At 68.9% G+C, this 18,820-nt stretch carries 14 protein-coding genes; 5 read left to right on the plus strand and 9 right to left on the minus strand.

Annotation, left to right across the window (positions count from 1 at the left end):
* Window positions 1–33: 33 nt before the first annotated feature.
* Window positions 34–1,791 carry a proline--tRNA ligase gene (locus tag ACIOSY_RS04075; RefSeq protein ID WP_400849431.1) on the minus strand — a complete coding sequence of 586 codons (1,758 nt, stop codon included), beginning with the start codon at window positions 1,789–1,791 and terminating at the stop codon, window positions 34–36.
* A 59-nt stretch (window positions 1,792–1,850) separates the two neighbouring features.
* Window positions 1,851–2,621, minus strand: a complete 771-nt coding sequence (locus tag ACIOSY_RS04080) for an isocitrate lyase/phosphoenolpyruvate mutase family protein (protein ID WP_400849434.1) — start codon at window positions 2,619–2,621, stop codon at window positions 1,851–1,853.
* A gap of 62 nt (window positions 2,622–2,683) precedes the next feature.
* Here ACIOSY_RS04080 and ACIOSY_RS04085 point away from each other — a divergent pair, with 62 nt between their 5' ends.
* Complete coding sequence (locus ACIOSY_RS04085; protein ID WP_400849437.1) at window positions 2,684–4,099, plus strand: RNB domain-containing ribonuclease; 1,416 nt, start codon at window positions 2,684–2,686, stop codon at window positions 4,097–4,099.
* 19 nt (window positions 4,100–4,118) lie between these two features.
* On the opposite strand, the gene ACIOSY_RS04090 is transcribed toward ACIOSY_RS04085, so the two are convergent.
* Both ACIOSY_RS04090 and ispG read right to left on the minus strand, forming a co-directional pair.
* Window positions 4,119–4,985, minus strand: a complete 867-nt coding sequence (locus ACIOSY_RS04090) for a hypothetical protein (protein ID WP_400849440.1) — start codon at window positions 4,983–4,985, stop codon at window positions 4,119–4,121.
* A 34-nt stretch (window positions 4,986–5,019) separates the two neighbouring features.
* A complete protein-coding gene (ispG, locus tag ACIOSY_RS04095) occupies window positions 5,020–6,171 on the minus strand; it encodes a flavodoxin-dependent (E)-4-hydroxy-3-methylbut-2-enyl-diphosphate synthase (RefSeq protein WP_400849443.1) in 1,152 nt (383 codons plus the stop codon).
* Window positions 6,172–6,400: 229 nt separating this feature from the next.
* Here ispG and ACIOSY_RS04100 point away from each other — a divergent pair, with 229 nt between their 5' ends.
* Window positions 6,401–8,284 carry a chorismate-binding protein gene (locus tag ACIOSY_RS04100; protein WP_400849446.1) on the plus strand — a complete coding sequence of 628 codons (1,884 nt, stop codon included), beginning with the start codon at window positions 6,401–6,403 and terminating at the stop codon, window positions 8,282–8,284.
* 9 nt (window positions 8,285–8,293) lie between these two features.
* Here ACIOSY_RS04100 and ACIOSY_RS04105 read toward each other — a convergent pair whose 3' ends face one another.
* Window positions 8,294–9,607 (minus strand): M50 family metallopeptidase, encoded by a 1,314-nt coding sequence (locus tag ACIOSY_RS04105; protein WP_400849449.1) that lies wholly within the window; start codon window positions 9,605–9,607, stop codon window positions 8,294–8,296.
* Window positions 9,608–9,668: 61 nt separating this feature from the next.
* Here ACIOSY_RS04105 and ACIOSY_RS04110 point away from each other — a divergent pair, with 61 nt between their 5' ends.
* Entirely contained in the window at window positions 9,669–11,291 is a 1,623-nt protein-coding gene (locus tag ACIOSY_RS04110; protein WP_400849452.1) for a Mur ligase family protein, read from the plus strand.
* A gap of 22 nt (window positions 11,292–11,313) precedes the next feature.
* Here ACIOSY_RS04110 and dxr read toward each other — a convergent pair whose 3' ends face one another.
* Both dxr and ACIOSY_RS04120 read right to left on the minus strand, forming a co-directional pair.
* Entirely contained in the window at window positions 11,314–12,399 is a 1,086-nt protein-coding gene (dxr, locus tag ACIOSY_RS04115; RefSeq protein ID WP_400849455.1) for a 1-deoxy-D-xylulose-5-phosphate reductoisomerase, read from the minus strand.
* Between the two features lie 34 nt (window positions 12,400–12,433).
* Window positions 12,434–13,417, minus strand: a complete 984-nt coding sequence (locus ACIOSY_RS04120; RefSeq protein WP_400849458.1) for an FKBP-type peptidyl-prolyl cis-trans isomerase — start codon at window positions 13,415–13,417, stop codon at window positions 12,434–12,436.
* A gap of 124 nt (window positions 13,418–13,541) precedes the next feature.
* Here ACIOSY_RS04120 and ACIOSY_RS04125 point away from each other — a divergent pair, with 124 nt between their 5' ends.
* Complete coding sequence (locus ACIOSY_RS04125) at window positions 13,542–14,321, plus strand: lysophospholipid acyltransferase family protein (protein WP_400849461.1); 780 nt, start codon at window positions 13,542–13,544, stop codon at window positions 14,319–14,321.
* A gap of 12 nt (window positions 14,322–14,333) precedes the next feature.
* On the opposite strand, the gene ACIOSY_RS04130 is transcribed toward ACIOSY_RS04125, so the two are convergent.
* Complete coding sequence (locus ACIOSY_RS04130) at window positions 14,334–14,837, minus strand: OsmC family protein (RefSeq protein WP_400849464.1); 504 nt, start codon at window positions 14,835–14,837, stop codon at window positions 14,334–14,336.
* Window positions 14,838–14,922: 85 nt separating this feature from the next.
* Here ACIOSY_RS04130 and ACIOSY_RS04135 point away from each other — a divergent pair, with 85 nt between their 5' ends.
* Window positions 14,923–15,918, plus strand: coding sequence for an asparaginase (locus tag ACIOSY_RS04135; RefSeq protein WP_400849467.1), 996 nt, complete (start codon window positions 14,923–14,925; stop codon window positions 15,916–15,918).
* Between the two features lie 55 nt (window positions 15,919–15,973).
* On the opposite strand, the gene ACIOSY_RS04140 is transcribed toward ACIOSY_RS04135, so the two are convergent.
* The gene (locus ACIOSY_RS04140; protein ID WP_400849470.1) at window positions 15,974–18,793 is read right to left on the minus strand and encodes an FtsK/SpoIIIE domain-containing protein; all 2,820 of its coding nucleotides are present in this window, start codon (window positions 18,791–18,793) and stop codon (window positions 15,974–15,976) included.
* Between the last annotated feature and the right edge of the window lie 27 nt (window positions 18,794–18,820).

Genomic DNA, 18,820 nt, shown 5'->3' on the forward strand with positions numbered 1-18,820 from the left:
CCCGAAGGCGGACGCGGCGTCGCGCGGGCGGGATCAGCGTCGCGAGAGTCGCTCGACTGCCTCGGCGACCGACACCGCGTCGCGCTCGCCCGTACTGCGGTCCCAGAGCTCGACCTGGCCGTCGGCTGCGCCGCGACCGACGATGACGATCTTCGGAACGCCGACGAGCTCCGCATCGCCGAACTTCACGCCCGGGGACACCTTGGGGCGATCGTCGTAGAGAACGTCGAGCCCGGCACTCTCGAGCGTGGTCGAGAGCTCCTGCGCGACATCGAAGGCCACCTGATCGCGCCCGGCGGCGACGACCTGCACATCGAAGGGCGCGACGGATGCCGGCCAGATCAGACCCTTGGCATCGTTGTTCAGTTCGGCGATGATCGCGAGGATTCGCGTCACGCCGATGCCGTAGGAGCCCATCGTGACGGTGACGAGCTTGCCGTTCTCATCGAGCACCTTCAGCCCGAGTGCCTCGGCGTACTTGCGGCCGAGCTGGAAGACATGACCGATCTCCATGCCGCGTGCGAGCTCGACGGGTCCGGAGCCGTCCGGCGCGGGATCCCCCGCACGGACGTTCGCGATCTCGACGATGCCGTCGGCCTCGAAGTCACGGCCGGACACCACCGAGTGCGCGTGCTTCTCGTCGACGTTCGCGCCGGTGATCCAGCTCGTCCCCTCGCTGATGCGCGGGTCTACGAGGTAACGGATGCCGGTCGCGGATTCCTCGCCGAGGATGGCTCCGGTGGGCGACCAGGGCCCGATGTAGCCCTTCACGAGCAGCGGGTGCTTCGCGAAGTCCTCCGCCGTCGCCGTCTCGACCTCTGCGGGCGCGAAGGCCACCTCTGCACGCTTCTCGTCGACATCGCGGTCGCCCGGGATGCCGACGACGACGAGCTCGCGCGTGCCGTCGAGGTGGGTGAGCGCGAGCACGACGTTCTTGAGCGTGTGCGCGGCGGTGTACTCGCCCTCGAGCACCGTGTTCGCGTGCGCGACGAGCGTTTCGATCGTGGGGGTGTTCGGCGAATCGAAGACGACGGGTGAGGCGTCGGCGTCGAACGCCACCGGCTCGGGAACGGCCGTCGTGAACGCCTCGACATTGGCCGCGTATCCGCCGGCGCTCCGCACGAAGGTGTCCTCTCCGACAGGAGTCGGGTGGAGGAACTCCTCGCTGCGCGAGCCGCCCATCGCCCCGGCATCCGCCTGGACGATCACGTACTCGAGCCCGAGGCGCTGGAAGATGCGCTCGTAGGCGTCGCGCTGCGCCTGGTAGCTGACCTCCAGGCCCGCGTCGGAGGAGTCGAAAGAGTAGGCGTCCTTCATCGTGAACTCGCGGCCGCGGAGGAGGCCCGCGCGGGGGCGCGCCTCGTCACGGTACTTGTCCTGGATCTGGTAGAGCGCGAGGGGCAGATCCTTGTACGACGAGTAGAGGTCCTTGACGAGCAGGGTGAATGCCTCTTCGTGCGTCGGCGCGAGCAGGTAGTCGCCGCCCTTGCGGTCCTGCAGACGGAACAGCAGGTCGCCGTACTCGTCCCAGCGTCCCGTGGCCTGATAGGCCTCGCGAGGCATGAGTGCCGGGAAATGGACCTCCTGCGCGCCCGCGTTCGCCATCTCCTCGCGGATCACGGTCTCGATCTTCGACTTGACGCGGAGCCCCAGTGGCAGCCACGCGAAGATGCCTGCTGCCTGCCGGCGGATGTAGCCGGCGCGGATGAGCAGCTTGTGACCGATGACCTCCGCTTCGGCGGGGTCTTCACGGAGCGTACGAAGGAAGAATTTTGATAGACGAGTGACCACGGGCCAAGTCTACTGACCCGTGGACACTCGTCTTCCGGCGGATGCGTCTGTGCGACCGATCAGTTTAGCGCGGGCAGGCCGTCGGGCACGACGCCGCCCTTGTACAGGCTGATCGCCAGCTCCTGAAGGGCCGTGAGGGCCGCGCGCTGCGGGAGCGGACCGTAGGAGATGCGCGCGACGCCGAGCTTCTCGTACTGCGAGGCGGTGAGCGCCCCGGGCAGGCCGATCACGCTGACCTTGCGCTCTCCGATGCCCTCGACGAGACGACGTGTGACGTTCGCATCGAGGATGCCCGGGACGAAGACAGAGGTCGCACCGGCATCGAGGAACGCACGACCGCGCTGGATCGCATCGGCGATGCTCTCCTCGATGGGGCGAGCGCCGGCACGGACGAAGGCATCGGTGCGGGCGTTCAGCGCGAAGGGCACGCCCTCGGCTTCTGCGGCCTTGACGATCGCCTCGATGACCGCGACCGACTCGTCGAACGGCTTGAGCCGGTCTTCGACGTTCGCGCCGACGACGCCGGCGGCGATCGCCAGACGGGTGGTCTCCCCGGCGTCGTCGTATCCGTCATCGAGGTCGGCGGTGACGGGGACGGAGACGGATGCGGCGATGCGGCCGACCATGTCGAGCATCAGATCGCGAGGAATCGTGCCGTCGTCGTATCCGAAGGACGCGGCGATGCCGTGCCCCGCAGTCGCGATGGCTGTGGTCTCGGGCAGTTTCGCGACGGCCCGTGCGGAGACGACGTCCCACACGTTCACCACGCGGAGGATCTCGGGCGCGTCATAGAGGTCGACGAGGGTCTGAGCCTTGGCTGAAGTGGTCATGCCCTCCACGCTAACGCGATCCACCGACGAATGGGCCGATGCTCTCCGCTTAGTGTGGACGCATGCCTCAGCGCCGATCGCACGTCGCCCCGTCCGCCGCCGAGACCGAGCTGGCGTCCGCGCTGGCCGCACTCCGCGGGGCCCTCGACGTCCCCGTCGAGTTCCCCGCCGATGTCGTGGCGGAGGCGGAGACCTCGCATTCGTCGACACCGGACCTCGACCTGCGCGACGTGCCCTTCGCGACCCTGGACCCCGCCGGGGCGCGTGACCTCGACCAGGCTTTCCACCTGGAGCGCCGCGGTTCCGGATACACGGTGCGATACGCGATCGCTGACGTCCCGGGATTCGTCACTCCCGGCGGAGCGGTGGATGCGGAGGCTCGACGCCGCGGCCAGACGCTCTATGCCGCCGACGGTTCGATCCCCCTTCATCCTCGCGTGCTGAGTGAGGATCGCGCTTCCCTGCTCGCGGACGTGGATCGTCCGGCGCTGGTGTGGACGTTCGCACTGGACGAGGCGGGCGCGGTCGATGATTTCCGTCTGGAACGCGCTCTCATCCGGTCACGAGAGCAAGGGGACTACGCCACCGCGCAGAAGGCGGTCGATCGCGGTGACGCCGGGTTCCTCGCCCTGCTGCCCGAGATCGGCGCCCTGCGACTCGAGCAGGAGGTGCGTCGCGGGGGCGCCAGCCTGAACCTCCCCGATGAAGAGGTCGTGCGTGCCGAAGACGGCACGTACGCGATCGAACGTCGCAGTCCGCTCCCCGTCGAGGAGTGGAACGCCCAGCTGTCGCTCATGACCGGCATGGCGGCGGCCTCCCTCATGCTCGACGCCGGCGTGGGCATCATCCGTACCATGCCGCGCCCGGACGAGAAGGCGTTCGAGGCATTCCGGCACCAGACCGAGGCGCTCGGCAGAGCGTGGACGTCCGGTGAGTACGGGGAGTACCTGCGCGCTCTCGATCGCGCCGATCCGATGACCCTCCCAGTTCTCGAGGCGGCCGCCTCGCTGTTCCGCGGTGCCGGGTACGTGGCCTTCGACGGTTCCGCCCCCGACGATGCCGTTCAGGCGGCGATCGCGGCACCCTACGCGCACGCCACCGCTCCCCTGCGCCGGCTCGTCGATCGGTGGACTCTGGCGATCTGCCTCGCCCTCTCGAACGGCGAACCCGCCCCGACGTGGGCGCGCGAGTCCCTGGCGGAGCTGCCTGAACTGATGCAGCAGTCCGGCCAGCGCGCGTCCCGCCTGAACGCCGCCACCGTCAACGTCGTCGAGGCCGCCCTCCTCACCCCTCTGGTCGGCTCGACGATCGAGGCGACGGTCGTCGAGCTCCGAGGCGAGCGGGCGACCGTTCAGATCGCGGAGCCCGCTGTCACGGCATCCGCCCCCGTGCCCGCCGACGCCGCTCCCGGCGATGTCGTGCACCTCCGCGTGGTGCGCGCGGACATCTCGCGCGGAGAGGTCGAATTCAGCCTCTGATCCGTTGCGAACGGGGCGGTCAGGCCGCCGGAACCGCGGTCGTCATGACGAGGAGCTGAGGATCGCTCAGGTCGAGCGTCACGGTGATCGAAGCGAACGCGGCGAGTGAATCCACGTGCGTTCCCCCGCAGAGGATCACCGCTTCGCCCTCGGGCAGGTCGCAATGCCAGCGCCGACGATCGACGATGGTCGGACCGTCGGTGACGATGCGGCTCTCGGCGGCCGACGCCACCCAGGCCGCCAGTTGCGTGTTGATCCGCGTCTCACGATCGGCGAGTGTCGCGGCGAACGCCTCCGTGTCGAAACCCGCCTTGCGCAGGCTCTTGCCGAGCCGGTACTCGTCGACGCTGCCGTCTTCGTGGATCCGACTGGACTGGTTGGCGCGTCCTTCGAAGTCGGGGGTGCCGAGAGCATCCTCCCCCGGATCCTTGCGCCAGAGTTCGGCGACGGCGAGGTCGAGCGCCAGCGAGGCGAGGTGACAGGCCGTGTGCCCACGGCTGAGCCCCGCACGGCGGGCATCGTCGACGACGAGCCGCACCTCTGCTCCCGGGGTGAGCCACGTGGGCGCGGCGCCTTCGAGACGATGCGCGACCAGCCAGGTCCACCCGTCGGCTCCGCGGCGCACCGGAATCTCCGCTCCGACGGCGAACTCGCCCTCATCGCTGATCGCCGCCATGACCGCCTCCGACACCGACACCGCTGCGCTGTCGCCGCCGGCCGAGATGAGGCCCGCGTCTCCGGGCTGGTCCGGCCAGGTGTGGTCGACCGGGTGGAACGGCGTCGCTTCGACGACGACGACCGCTGCGTCGCCGATCGGCTCGACGCGGACGACGGTGCTGTCTCCGCGGAGCGAGCCCTCTGCGAACGACACGACGGTGGACGACATGGATCTCTCCTCGATATGACCACGCGGCCAGGGATCAGGCGGTGATGACCTGCGCGGTGCCGACGGGTGCCTGCGGTCCCATCTCGGCGGCGATCCGGTTCGCTTCCTGGATGAGCGTCGCGACGATGTCGGCCTCGGGAACGGTCTTGACGACCTCGCCCTTGACGAAGATCTGTCCCTTGCCGTTGCCGGAAGCCACGCCGAGGTCGGCCTCGCGCGCCTCACCGGGACCGTTCACGACGCAGCCCATCACGGCGACGCGCAGCGGCACGGTCATGTCTTTGAGACCCTCGGTGACGTTCTCGGCGAGCGTGTAGACGTCGACCTGAGCGCGCCCGCACGACGGGCAGGACACGATCTCGAGCTTGCGCTCGCGAAGATTCAGGGACTGCAGGATCTGGTGGCCGACCTTGACCTCTTCGGCGGGCGGTGCCGAGAGCGAGACGCGGATCGTGTCGCCGATGCCCTCGCCGAGCAGGATGCCGAAGGCGGTCGCACTCTTGATCGTGCCCTGGAACGCGGGGCCCGCCTCGGTCACTCCGAGGTGCAGCGGCCAATCGCCGCGCTCGGCGAGCAGGCGGTAGGCCTTGACCATGACGATCGGGTCGTTGTGCTTGACCGAGATCTTGAAGTCGTGGAAGTCGTGCTCCTCGAAGAGGGATGCTTCCCAGACGGCGCTCTCGACGAGGGCCTCGGCGGTCGCCTTGCCGTACTTCGTGAGGATGCGGCGATCGAGCGATCCGGCGTTCACGCCGATGCGCAGCGATACTCCGGCGGCTTTGGCCGCCTCCGCGATCTTTCCGACGTTGCCGTCGAATTCGCGGATGTTTCCCGGGTTCACCCGCACCGCACCGCACCCGGCGTCGATGGCCGTGTAGATGTAGCGAGGCTGGAAGTGGATGTCGGCGATGACCGGGATCTGGCTCTTCATCGCGATGATCTTCAGCGCGTCGGCGTCGTCCTGATGCGGAACGGCGACGCGGACGATCTCGCAGCCGGAGGCCGTGAGCTCTGCGATCTGCTGCAGGGTCGCGTTGATGTCCGTGGTCTTCGTCGTCGTCATCGACTGCACGGTGACGGGGGCATTGCCTCCCACGAGCACCTTGCCCACCTTGATCTGGCGAGACTTGCGGCGCGGGGCGAGGACTTCGGGGATCTTCGGCATCCCAAGATTCACTGCTGGCACTCCTCAAGCCTACGCCGCCAGGATGCGCATGGGCTGGATGCCGAGCGCTCCGAGTGCGGTGTCACCGACCGGAGACGTGCTTCTCGGTGTGGTAGTTTCGCCCCATGCTCGCGAACTTCACCTGGTGGCCCGCCTTCTAGGCGGTGTGTTCGCGTTCCCCACGAATCCAGACCGCCTCCGGGGCGGTCTTTTCGTTGCGCCGAGCCGGATCCCTGCACAGGAGACATCGATGACCCTCTCACGACTCGCCGAGCTCAGCGCCGACCCGAGCGCTTCCTTCGTCCTCATCGCGCGCGACGGCGCCGACACCGTCGAGCTGCTCACCGGAGACGTCACCGACGTCGACCTGCTCGCGGACATCCCCCTCACTCTCGACGGCATCCCCCGCGAGGTCTTCGCCCTGGTTCCGTACCGCCAGGTGCGCGAGCGGGGTTTCGTCTCGCAGGACGACGGGGCACCTCTGCGTTGCCTGATCGTCGATGAGCACCTGAACCTTCCCACGTCCGAGCTCGTCGCCTCGTTGCCGCACTCCCGCGTTCCCCTGCACGACGATGGATTCGACATCGACGACGAGGAGTATGCCGCCATCGTCGAGAAGGTCATCGCCGACGAGATCGGTCGAGGCGAGGGGGCGAACTTCGTGATCCGCCGCGACTTCACGGCGAAGATCGACGTCGACGACCGGACGGCGGCGCTCACCTGGTTCCGGGCGCTGCTCACCCACGAGCGCGGGGCCTACTGGACCTTCGCCGTCTTCACGCCCGGCCACATCGCCGTCGGAGCCAGCCCCGAGGCGCACGTCGTCGCCCGCGACGGGATCGTCACGATGAACCCGATCTCCGGCACGTTCCGGCATCCGGCCGGCGGTGCGACGAAAGAGACGCTCGTCGACTTCCTCTCCTCGACCAAGGAGACCGAAGAGCTCTTCATGGTCGTCGACGAAGAGCTGAAGATGATGAGCGCTGTCTGCTCGGACGGAGGCCGGATCACGGGTCCGCATCTCAAGGAGATGTCGCGGCTCACCCACACCGAGTACATGCTGCGCGGACGCAGCCGCCTGGATCCGCGCGACATCCTCCGCGAGACCATGTTCGCCCCCACCGTCACCGGATCACCGATGCAGAACGCGTGCGCCGTGATCCGCCGGCACGAGCGTGAGCCGCGCGGCTACTACTCCGGCGTCGCGGCGCTGTTCACCCCGAACGCCGAGGGCGGGCACGACCTCGACGCCCCGATCCTCATTCGCACGGTCTATCTGCAGAACGGTGAGGTGCGCGTGCCGGTGGGCGCCACTCTGGTGCGGCACTCCGACCCGCACGGCGAGGTGAGCGAGACGCACGGCAAGGCGGCCGGAGTCCTCGGGGCGATTGGAGCGATCGACCGCGACAGCGTCGCCGAGGCGCGCAGCGATGCGGATGCTCCGGGCGAATCCGTCTCCCTGGCCGACGATCCCTCGATCTCTGCACTGCTCTCGTCACGCAACGCGCGACTGGCCGATTTCTGGCTCAATCCGCAGGGCGATGATCTCGACGGACCCTTCGCGGGACGCACGGCCCTGGTCGTCGATGCCGAGGACCGTTTCACGACGATGCTCGCGCACCAGCTGCGTCACCTCGGGTTGGAGGTGCGTATCGCGGCGTGGAGCGACGTGCTCGACGCCGACCTGGATGCGGCGGACCTGGTCGTCGCCGGCCCCGGCCCCGGAGACCCGCGCGACGACTCGACCCCTCGCATCGCGCGCATGCGCGAGGTGGTCGCGCGCCGTGTCGACATCGGCTCGCCGCTGCTCGCCGTGTGCCTGAGCCACCAGATCCTCGCCGACCGCCTGGGCATCACTCTCACGCCGCTGGACGCGCCGCACCAGGGCCTGCAGAAGTCCGTTCCCGTCTTCGGTGAGGACGCGTCGATCGGCTTCTACAACACGTTCACCGCACGAGTCGATCCCGGCACCACGGTGATCGGACGCGCGGAGGTCTCCGCCGACCCGACGTCGGGTGACGTCTATGCGCTCCGCGGACCGCACTTCGCGTCGGTGCAGGGGCACCTCGAGTCGATCCTGTCCCGCGACGGCATCCGCACTCTCGAGCGCCTGGTGGCCGACGCCCTCGCCTGATCGGTCCTGCTACTGCAGGATGCTGACCGGATTGAACACGTCGGCCAGCAGCAGCAGTGCGCCCATTCCGATCAACAGCACGGCGACCACGACCGTCAACGGCACGAGCTTGGTCGCGTCGACCGGGGCGGGTGGCGGACGACGGAACAGCCGCGCCCAGGCCCGCTTCACGCCCTCCCAGAGCGCCACGACGATGTGCCCGCCGTCCAGCGGGAGCAACGGAATGAGATTGAACACGAACAGGGCGATGTTCAGGGCACCGAGCAGGTTGAGGAGCCCGGCGAAGCGGTTGAGAATCGGCGCGTCCGTCGCGGCCACCTCGCCCGCGAGGCGACCGACCCCGACCACGCTGAGCGGGCCATTGGGGTCTCGTTCGGTCCCCGTCACGAGGGATGCTCCGATGTCCCACAGGCGCACGGGCAGCGTGACGATCAGCGACGCGACCCGACCGACGTTGTCGATCGCCATCTCCGGGCCGACGATCAGAGGCTGGGGCACGTAGCCCATCTGCGCCCCCATGCCGACGAAGCCCACTTCCTTGACGATCGGATCGCCCGCGTCGTCGAGGAGCGGGCGGCCGCTGGCATCGGTGAGGGTGCGTTCGGCGGAGATCGGGGTGATCTCGAGCGTCTGCTCCACCCCGTCGCGACGCACCACGACATCGAGCATCTCGCCCGGCGCCTGCTGCACGATCGCCGTCGCATCGGCGAACGTCGAGACGGGCGTCCCATCGATCGAGACCAGGACATCCCCCGGCTTGATACCCGCCTCGGCAGCGGGCGACTCCGGGTCATCGGCCGCGCATTCGTCCTGCGTCGATCCTGCGGGCAGAACGCACTCGGTGACCGATGCGATCGTCGTCGTGCCCTGCTGCAGGCCGATCCCCGATGCCAGCACCGTGAAGATGAGCAACGCGAGGAGCAGGTTCATGAACGGACCGCCGAGCATGACGATCACCCGCTTCCACACCGGAAGCTTGTAGAACACGCGATCCTCTTCGCCCGCCGCGATCGTCTCGTCGTTCGCCGATCGTGCGTCCTGCACGAGCGAACGGAAGATCCCCCTCGCCGGACCCGCATTCTTCGAGGCCGGATACATGCCCGACATCGAGATGAACCCGCCGAGCGGGAGCAGCTTGAATCCGTACTCCGTCTCGCCGATGCGTCGCGACCACATGCGCGGGCCGAAGCCGATCATGTACTGGCCGACGCGTACGCCGAAGAGCTTGGCAGGCAGGAGGTGACCGATCTCGTGCAGTCCGATCGAGAGCCCGAGCCCGACCAGCATGAACAGGATGCCACCCGCATAGAGCAGGATTTCCACGGCCCCACGCTACTGCCTCGCGCCTAGGAATCCGCCCGGGGCGTGAGATCATGGAAGAGACATGTCGATTGAACAACAACCGAGCCTGCCTCCCGTGCTCCGCCCCGCGAACCCGCCCCGGCGTGAGCTGTCCGAACTCGCATCCCGTTTCGCCCGCACCGTGCACGGTGACGTGCAGGGTGTCGCCGTCTCCGGCATCACCCTGGCGACGGCCGATCTGCGTCCCGGCGAGGCCTTCGTCGCGATCCAGGGCGTCAATCGCCACGGAGCCGAGTTCTCGGCGACCGCTGCCGAGAAGGGTGCCGTCGCCATCATCACCGATGAGGCCGGCGCCGACATCGCCCGGTCCGCGGGCCTGCCGATCCTCGTCGTCGAGAACCCTCGCGGGGTCCTGGGCGATCTGAGCGCCTGGGTGTATGGAACGGGTGCGGAAGACCCGCTCCCCCTGCTCTTCGCGACGACCGGCACGAACGGCAAGACGAGCGTCTCGCACCTGCTCGAGGGAATCCTCGATCAGCTCGGAGTCGTCACCGGGCTCTCCTCCACCGCCGAGCGACACATCGCCGGCGAAGTCATCGTCTCGCGCCTCACCACTCCTGAGGCATCCGAGATGCATGCCCTGCTCGCTCTCATGCGCGAGCGCCATGTCGAAGCCGTGGCCGTCGAGGTCAGCGCTCAGGCGCTCTCGCGCCATCGCGTCGACGGCATCCGCTTCGACGTCGCCGGTTTCACGAATCTCAGCCACGACCATCTCGACGACTACGCCGACATGGAGGAGTACTTCGAGGCGAAACTGCCCCTCTTCCGCCCGGATCGGGCACGACGCAGCGTGATCTGCCTCGACTCGCCGTCGGGCGCGATCGTCGTGCAGCGCGCGGAGATCCCCGTCGTCACGGTCGGAACGCCCTTGATCGCCGCAGACCCCGAGGCCGCGGCGCAGGCCGACTGGGTCGTCACGATCGACGACGAACGTGCCGCAGGGACGACCTTCACGATGTCGGGTCCCGCGGGCACCCTCACCACCACCGTGCCCGTCATCGGCCCGCACATGGCGGCGAACGCCGCGCTGGCGATCGTCATGCTCCTCGAAGGCGGCTACACCTGGGAGCGCATCTCCGAGGCGCTGTCGCGCGACGGAGGCATCCGCGCTTATCTGCCCGGCCGCACCCAGCTCGTCTCCGGCGATCGGGGACCGGCGGTGTTCGTCGACTTCGGCCACTCCCCCGACGCCTTCGAGAAGACCCTCGCCGCCGTGCGTCGAGTGACTCCCGGACGCGTTCTCATGCTCTTCGGCGCTGACGGCGATCGTGATGCCAGCAAGCGCTTCGACATGGCCCGCACTGCCGTCGAGGGCAGCGACGTGCTCGTCGTCACCGACCACCACCCGCGCTTCGAGAACCCGGAGTCGATCCGAGCGACGCTCATCGCCGGGGCGCGCCAGGCACGACCCGATGCCGAGATCCACGAGTACTCGCCGCCCGAGGCCGCTATCGTCGCCGCCGTGTCGCTCGTCGGCGACGGAGACGCGATCCTGTGGGCCGGTCCCGGGCACCAGGACTACCGCGACATCCGCGGCGTGCGCACCCCGTACTCCGCGCGCGAGCTCGCCCGTCGTGCGCTGCGCGCGGCCGGCTGGCCTGTGCCGGAGTCCCGCTGGCCCGTGCCCTACCCCGACGAGGACTGAGCCGGGACGGGAAGCAGCCGGATCAGGATGCCGCGGCGATCAGTCGATCGGCCTTGTCGCGGGCCCAGAGCTCGGCAGCGGCCAATGTGTCGACCGTGAGCTTCTCCGGCGGCTCGTGCGCGTCGACGACCCGGGCGATCGTGTCGACGATGCCGAGGAACGGCAGGCGTCCTTCGTGGAAGGCGTCGACCGCCTGCTCGTTGGCAGCGTTGTAGACCGCGGGGAACGTGGCACCGGCCCGACCGACCGACTTCGCGAGCGCGACGGAGGGGAATGCCCGATCGTCGAGCGGCTCGAAGGTCCATGACGACGCTCTCGTCCAGTCGAGCGGACGCCCGACTCCTCCGACGCGGTTCGGCCAGTCCAAGCCCAACGAGATCGGCAGCCGCATGTCGGGCGGCGAGGCCTGCGCGATGGTCGAGCCGTCGATGAACTCGACCATGGAGTGCACGATGGACTGCGGGTGCACGACGACATCGATGTCCTCGTAGGCGATGTCGAACAGCAGGTGCGCTTCGATGACCTCGAGGCCCTTGTTGACGAGCGTCGCGGAGTTCGTCGTCACCATCCGGCCCATATCCCAGGTGGGATGCGCGAGCGCCTCGGCCGGCGTGACATCGGCCAGCTCGTCGCGTCGCCGGCCACGGAACGGACCGCCGGATGCCGTCACGACCAGCCGCCGCACCTCGCCGTGCGTTCCGCTGCGCAGTGCCTGCGCGATCGCCGAGTGCTCGGAGTCGACGGGCACGATCTGGCCCGGCTTCGCAGCCGCGAGCACGAGCTCGCCACCGACGATGAGCGATTCCTTGTTGGCGAGCGCCAGGGTGCGTCCCGCCTTCAGGGCTGCCAGCGTCGACCCGAGTCCGATCGACCCAGTGATCGCGTTGAGGACCACGTCCGCGTCGACATCGCGCACCAGCTGTTCGGCTTCGGCGGCCCCGAGCGCCGTGTTCTCGACGCGGAACTGCTCTGCCTGTTCGGCGAGCATCTCCGCGTTCGAACCGGCGGCCAGACCGACGAGTTCGAACCGCCGAGGATTGGCGCGGATCACGTCGAGCGCTTGCGTGCCGATGGAACCGGTGGAGCCGAGGACGATGATGCGCTGCATGTGGTCAGCCTATGACACGCCCTCGGCCCCGGGACTACTGCTGGACCTGCTCCGGCGGGGTGGTCGCGAGGATGTCTACGACGAAGACGAGGCTCTCGTTCTGGAGCTCGTTGCCCTCGCTCGCGCCGTAGGCGTCGGACGGCGGCATCGTCACGATGACCTGGGATCCGACCTTCTGCCCCTCGAGCGCCTTCTTGAATCCGGTGACGACGCCCGTGGTGGGGAACTGCGACGGGGCGGCTCCGCGGCTCCAGCTGGAGTCGAACTCTTCGCCGTCCGACCACTTGATGCCGCGGTACTGAACGGTCACGAGGTCGCCCTCGGCGACAGTCGCTCCGTCGCCCTGCTTGAGGACGGCGACCTTCGTCTCCGTCGGGGCGTCACCATCGGGAAGCGTGATGGTGGGAGCTCCATCGGCGTCGAGCTCGACGGTGGGCATGCCCGCCTCGGGTTCGACGTCAGTGCCCGACGCGGTCGTCGGCAGCTTCTCGATGGTCTGCACGTAGAGCACGCTGGGGTTCAGCCCCTCCTGGGAGGCCGGAAGGGTGAGCACGACGCTCGAACCGATCGGCAGGCACTCTGCGGCGACCGTGAAGACCGTCGACTGGGTCGGGTCGGAGATCTGCTGCTGCTGCTCGGCGAGCAGGGCCGAGAGGATGCCATCCGGGCCGCGCTCCGAGCTGCTGAGCACCTCGTTCGTCGTCGCGTCGACGAGCTGGTAACGCAACGAGACCAGGTCGCCGTGGAGAACCTCGTCGCCGTCGCCCTCGACGATGACCGATCGTTCGGGCTCGGTGATCTCGGTGCCCGCAGGAACGGTGACCTTCGCTTCGGCATCGGTGCCTTCGACGGTCACAGCATCGGATCCGGCACCCGATGCGAGATCGGCGAGGCAGGAGCTCGCCGTGTCGGGCGACGGCGTGCTGCTCGATTCGGGCGCCGACTCCCCGGAGCAACCGGCGAGCAGGAGGGTCGCCGCAGCGACGGTGGACAGAAGAACAAGGGGACGCTTGCGCACAGTGAGACCTCAAGATCGCGGGCGGGACGCTCTATCCTCTCGCATTCCCCCTTTGCTCGCGCTGATAGATCCGACATGTGGCTTCATTCCACGGGAGGCATAGATCCGGGAGTAGCCTGCTCTGATGACTTCTGAGCCGTCCGTGGAACCGGAATCCCCCTCCGCAGAGGCCTCGCAACCGCGTCATGCCGGCTTAGCGTACGCTCTCGGCCGCAGCATCATCAGCCCTCTCGCGCGGCTGATCTACCGTCCCCGCGTCGAGGGCAAGGAGAACGTCCCGCGCTCGGGTGCGGTCATCTTCGCGAGCAACCACCTGTCGTTCATCGATTCGATCGCGATTCCGGTCGCGGCGCCGCGACCGGTGCATTTCCTCGCGAAGTCGAGTTATTTCGAGGGCACGGGACTGAAGGGCTGGGCGAGCAAGACGTTCTTCGAGTCCATCGGCGCGATCCCCGTGCGCCGCGGTGCGGGACAGGCCGCGCTCGACGCGCTCGACCTGCAGCGACAGCTTCTCGACGACGGCCTCGCCGTCGCGCTCTACCCCGAAGGCACGCGTTCGACCGACGGCCGCCTGTACAAGGGACGCACCGGCGTGGCTTTCCTGGCGTTGCAGACGGGTGCTCCCGTCGTGCCGGTGGGTCTCGTCGGCACCGACAAGGTCATGCCCGTCGGGGCGAAGATCCCGTCGACGAAAGAGCGCATCACCGTGCGTTTCGGTGAGCCGCTCGACCTGTCACCCCATGGGCCGGCAAGCAGCGGCCGCGCACGGCGGCTGGCCACCGACGAGATCATGGCCGCGATCCATGCGCTGTCGGGGCAGGAACTCGCCGGCACGTACAACGAGGCGCCCGCGCAGGGCACGATCGAGAAGATCAAGCAGGCCCTGCCGCACGAGCGCCGCTGAGTCGTCCTGCTCTCAGACCGACGCCGTGATCGTGGCCTCGTGCCGCACGGGGAAGTTGACCGAGTTCGCGATGAAGCACCACTCGTTGGCCTGCACGTGGGCTCGCTCTGCCGCATCGATCATGGATGCCTCGGCGACGACGACCTGCGGGTGCAGTGTCACCTCGACGAATGCTCCGCCGCCTTTTCCGTTCTCACGCATCACCCCTTTGGCGTCGTCGCGGTAGGAGACGACGACGACGCCCGCGGTGACGCACGCGTGCAGGTACGAGAGCAGGTGGCATTCCGAGAGCGAGGCGAGAAGCATGTCCTCGGGATTCCACCGCGAGGGATCACCGCGGAACGGCTTGTCCGCCGAGGCCAGGATCTCCGGCTTGCCGTCGACCGTGATGGACACGTCGCGGCGATAGTCCCGGTAGCCGGTGGTGCCGGCGCCGATGTTGCCCGTCCAGGTGCTCGTGAGCGCGTAGTGGTGCTCGCCGAGGACCCGTGCCGCTCGCGGTGTGCTCTCTGTCATGCGTCCAGTGTGCCATCGAGCGCCGACACTCCCGGGCCACGAGCGTCGTCATGAGGTCTCGAGGACCCGGGGATAGTCTTGACGGGTGCTGGAGACAATCACCGTTCAGGATTCCGTCGAACTCGCCGTGGTCGAGCGGAGTGGATTCATCGAATCCCGTCATGCCGGAGCCGCGGTCGTGCTCTCGTCGGACGGCGAGGTCGTGGCCCGATATGGCAACGCGGATGCCCTCATCCTGCCTCGATCGAGTCTGAAGCCACTGCAGGCGATCGCATGCATCACCGCCGGCGCCGTTCTCGACGGCGAACACCTGGCGATGTCGACGGCGAGCCACGTCGGGACCGAGCGTCACGCTGCTGCCGTGCGCGACATGCTCACCGAGGGCGGGCTCACCGAGGATTCGCTCGCCTGCCCACCGTCCTGGCCCAGCGACACCGCGGCACGCGATGAGATGGTCCGCGAGCACGGTGAGCCCACGCGCGTGCGGATGAACTGCTCCGGAAAGCACGCCGCCATGCTCCGCGCGTGCGTCGCGACCGGATGGCCGACCGACGGCTATCTCGAGCCCACCCATCCCCTGCAGGCGCACATCCGAGAGGTCATCGAGCGGCTCACGGGTGAGAAGATCGCCCACACGGCGATCGACGGGTGCGGTGCTCCCGTGTACGCCATGACGCTGACCGGTCTCGCCCGTGCGATCCACCGGATCGGCACGGCATCCGACCGCTCGCCCTTCGCACTGCACCGCGTCGCCGGTTCGCTGGTGCGCGCCGTTCGCGAGCACCCGTGGACGATCGAGGGCCCCGGACGGCCCGACACCATTGCCATCGAGACCCTCGGGGTCTTCGCCAAGGGCGGCGCGGAAGGTGTGATGGTCATGGTGGCCCCCAACGGCACGACCGTGGCGCTGAAGATGCTCGACGGCGGCGCCCGCGCGTCGACCATCGTCGCTGCCACGCTGCTCGCGCGGGCGGGTGCGCTCACAGCGGACGATCTGACCGCCCTGACCGCGGCGCTCTCGCTCTCGGTGCTCGGCGGTGGGCAGCCGGTGGGCGAGGTCCGCCCTGCCCCCGGCCTCTGATCCCCGTCGACCCTGCGCGGATTCCGGGTTCATTCCCGCTCACGACGGCACTCCCTCACGACGGCACTCCCTCGCGACGTTGCCTGCGGGTGAGTGGTCTCTCCGTGCCGCTCGCGGCGGTCACGGCGCTCGGCATGCCGACTGTGCGTGTCGTCGAACGGGGCGCCGACAGCAGCGAAGGCAGAACCAACCGCCGCGGCTGCTCCGAGCCACGGAGCGCCCACACCCGACCCGCGTGGAGGCGCGCGTAGGGCGGGAGTTCGCGGACTCCGCCGAGTTGTCTGAGGTCACTCGGGCGCTCGGCGCGGATCAACACCTCGCCCTCGGCGCGCACGCGCTGCCAGAGAGACCAGTCCCGCTGCCACGACTCCGCGTCTCCCACGATGATCTGCCGCACCGTCGCGCTGCCCGGCCGCCGCTCCCCCGCCTCCCCCGCCTCGCGTTCGCCGGGACGTTCACCGGGACGCGGGGGCTCGAGGAGGCGCACTTCGGTCTCGGGGTGGGCGTTGCGCAGCGCGGTGACGACAGACGGAGCTCCCGCCGTCACGATGGCGGTGAGGTTCGCCGACGCGGTCCACTCCGCGGTCGGCTGCGCGACATCCCCGTGATCCGCGTCGTCGCGGGTCCACGCGAACTGCACCGCTCGACCTCCGGTGAACCCACGACCGGGTGGAAGACGCGTATCGAAGGTGGCGGACTCTCCCCCGGCCGCGATGTGCTCGACTCTGCTGGCCGCCCGCAAGAGCACGCGGCGCGGGAGAATGTCGAGAACCCTCCCGACCGGCCCCGATGAACGCATCGCGGTGAGCACGAAGGTCGTGGCCGATTCGGCGCGCAGGATCTGCTCCCATCGCTGCACGAGCTGCTGGGCGTACTCGGCCGGAAGCTCGCTGATCCGTGAGTCGAGGTCGTCGCAGAGCACCAGCGACGGCAGGCGTGCACCTCCTGCTGCGACAGCCTCGACGATGTCCCACAGTTGCTCGGCGTCGCGGGGAATCCACAGCGCATCGGCGACTTGCGCACGGAGCGTGGTCAGAGCGGTCGTACGCCCCGAGCCCAGCGCGCCGATGAGGGCGACTCCCCGCTCACGACCGGGGCGCAGGGTCAACGGCGGTTGAGCCTGGTTCTCGGGGTCGTCCTGAATCCCCCAGACGACCGACCCGGTCGAGGCTTCGGAGCCGATACTGAGCTCCGTCACGGGGAGCGAGTCGGGGAGAGCAGGCAGCCAGGGGCTCGGAGATGCGGACGCGTGCTCCCAGTGTCCGCTCAGCGCGCGGATATCCGAGGCGGTGGTGAGCGCGACACGGACGGCTGCGGGACCGGAGTCCTGTGGACGGCGGACCAGGCAGAGCCCTCGGGCCGTCGCTCCCCCGGGGATCTCCGCCGCCGCGTCGGTGCCGATGACGGCACGGCTGTCTGCCGCGTCGCTGACCCGCAGGCTGACGCGAAGCGGACAGTTCGCCGCGAGTGCGTCCTTGACCACGCCGGACGCGCGCTGCGTTCCGAGGATCAGATGCATTCCGAGCGCTCGTCCGCGGGCGGCGATATCGGTGAACACCGCTCCCAGATCGGGATGCTCCTGCAGGAGCGCCGCGAACTCGTCGACGACGATGACCAGGCGGGGCATCGACGTGTCGCGGATGTCACGGACACGGGATGCGGCCAGCGCTCCTTCGCGGCGTCGAAGTTCAGCGGTGAGGCTGGAGACGCCGCGGCGCGCGCCGTGCTCGTCGAGGTCGGTGATCACGGCGACGACCTGCGGCAGATCGCGGAGCGGCTCGAATGCCGTGCCGCCCTTGAAGTCTGCGAGCACGAAGTTGACGCGGTCCGGTCCGTGGGCGGATGCGATGGCCGTCACCCAGGTCACCAGGAGTTCGCTCTTCCCCGTTCCCGTCGTTCCCGTGACGATGGCGTGCGGACCGTCGGCCACGATGTCGAGGACGACGTCGTCGCGCTCCCCGCGTCCGATCGTGGCGGGAAGCCCCTCGGCTCCGCACGACTGGGACAGATCGCTCAGGGCGACCTCGTCCGGCACGACATCGGTCGCATCGTCCGCGGCGACGCACTCCCGCGCGATCTCGAGGAACTGCTCGCGGGAGAGGCACTCGACTTCGATGTCGGTGACGCCGTCGGGCGTCCGAACCGTGGACCGCCGGGGCTCGCTCACATCGATGACCGTGGCGATTCCCTCCGGCACATCCTCGCCGGCCCCCGACAGCCAGATCACCGCGTCGACCTCCGGCATCCGTTCACCGGATGACTGGACGCCGATACGGAACGCACTCCGCCGACCGGGCGCGGCGTGCGGCAGCATGCCGAAGCCCCGCTCCTCCCCGCGTTCCCCCACGAACGCCACCTGGCTCGGTCCGAACCGTAGGCTGATCTGGATCACGAGCGCCCGCGCAGCGGCCACGACGAGCGGCTCAGGCCCTCGTAGGCAGACTCCGCGCCGAATCGGCACACGGATCGGCGCGGCGCCGAGTGCCCTGCCCCGCTCCTGGAATGCACGGGCGCGCTCCCCGTCGCCGCCGGTCGTGCGGATCGCGCTCGGCACCGTCCCGCGCCCGACGACCAGAAGGGTCTCGGCGTCGACCGGGGCAATGCCGCGCAGCGGCGTCTGCGCGATCGCCGTCGCGGCATCCGGGTGGAGTGTGCGCAGCCGCAGTCGCTCCTCATTCTGAAGCCGCTCCAGCTCGCCCTGCGCGGTGGTCCACGCCTGCTCGTTCTCTTCGTCGAGGCGACGTCGCTCACGACGGCGCCCTCGTGACGAGTCGACGAAGGACGCCAGCATCATGAGCGGGCCGAGCGCGGCGAAGCAGAGGGTGAACAGCGAGCCCGTGATCATCCACAGCACGATTCCGGCGAGAACGGGCATGCACGCAGCCACGTACGGCAATGGAGC

This window comes from Microbacterium sp. NPDC087665, assembly GCF_044743285.1.
Classification (GTDB): domain Bacteria; phylum Actinomycetota; class Actinomycetes; order Actinomycetales; family Microbacteriaceae; genus Microbacterium.

What these genes read in the sequence shown, in the direction of transcription:
- ACIOSY_RS04080 (WP_400849434.1), bottom strand. Translation starts at nt 2,621, where the DNA reads ATGACCACTTCAGCCAAGGCTCAGACCCTCGTCGACCTCTATGACGCG.
- ACIOSY_RS04085 (WP_400849437.1), top strand. Translation starts at nt 2,684, where the DNA reads ATGCCTCAGCGCCGATCGCACGTCGCCCCGTCCGCCGCCGAGACCGAG.
- ACIOSY_RS04090 (WP_400849440.1), bottom strand. Translation starts at nt 4,985, where the DNA reads ATGTCGTCCACCGTCGTGTCGTTCGCAGAGGGCTCGCTCCGCGGAGAC.
- ACIOSY_RS04100 (WP_400849446.1), top strand. Translation starts at nt 6,401, where the DNA reads ATGACCCTCTCACGACTCGCCGAGCTCAGCGCCGACCCGAGCGCTTCC.
- ACIOSY_RS04110 (WP_400849452.1), top strand. Translation starts at nt 9,669, where the DNA reads ATGTCGATTGAACAACAACCGAGCCTGCCTCCCGTGCTCCGCCCCGCG.
- dxr (WP_400849455.1), bottom strand. Translation starts at nt 12,399, where the DNA reads ATGCAGCGCATCATCGTCCTCGGCTCCACCGGTTCCATCGGCACGCAA.
- ACIOSY_RS04125 (WP_400849461.1), top strand. Translation starts at nt 13,542, where the DNA reads ATGACTTCTGAGCCGTCCGTGGAACCGGAATCCCCCTCCGCAGAGGCC.
- ACIOSY_RS04130 (WP_400849464.1), bottom strand. Translation starts at nt 14,837, where the DNA reads ATGACAGAGAGCACACCGCGAGCGGCACGGGTCCTCGGCGAGCACCAC.
- ACIOSY_RS04140 (WP_400849470.1), bottom strand. Translation starts at nt 18,793, where the DNA reads ATGCCCGTTCTCGCCGGAATCGTGCTGTGGATGATCACGGGCTCGCTG.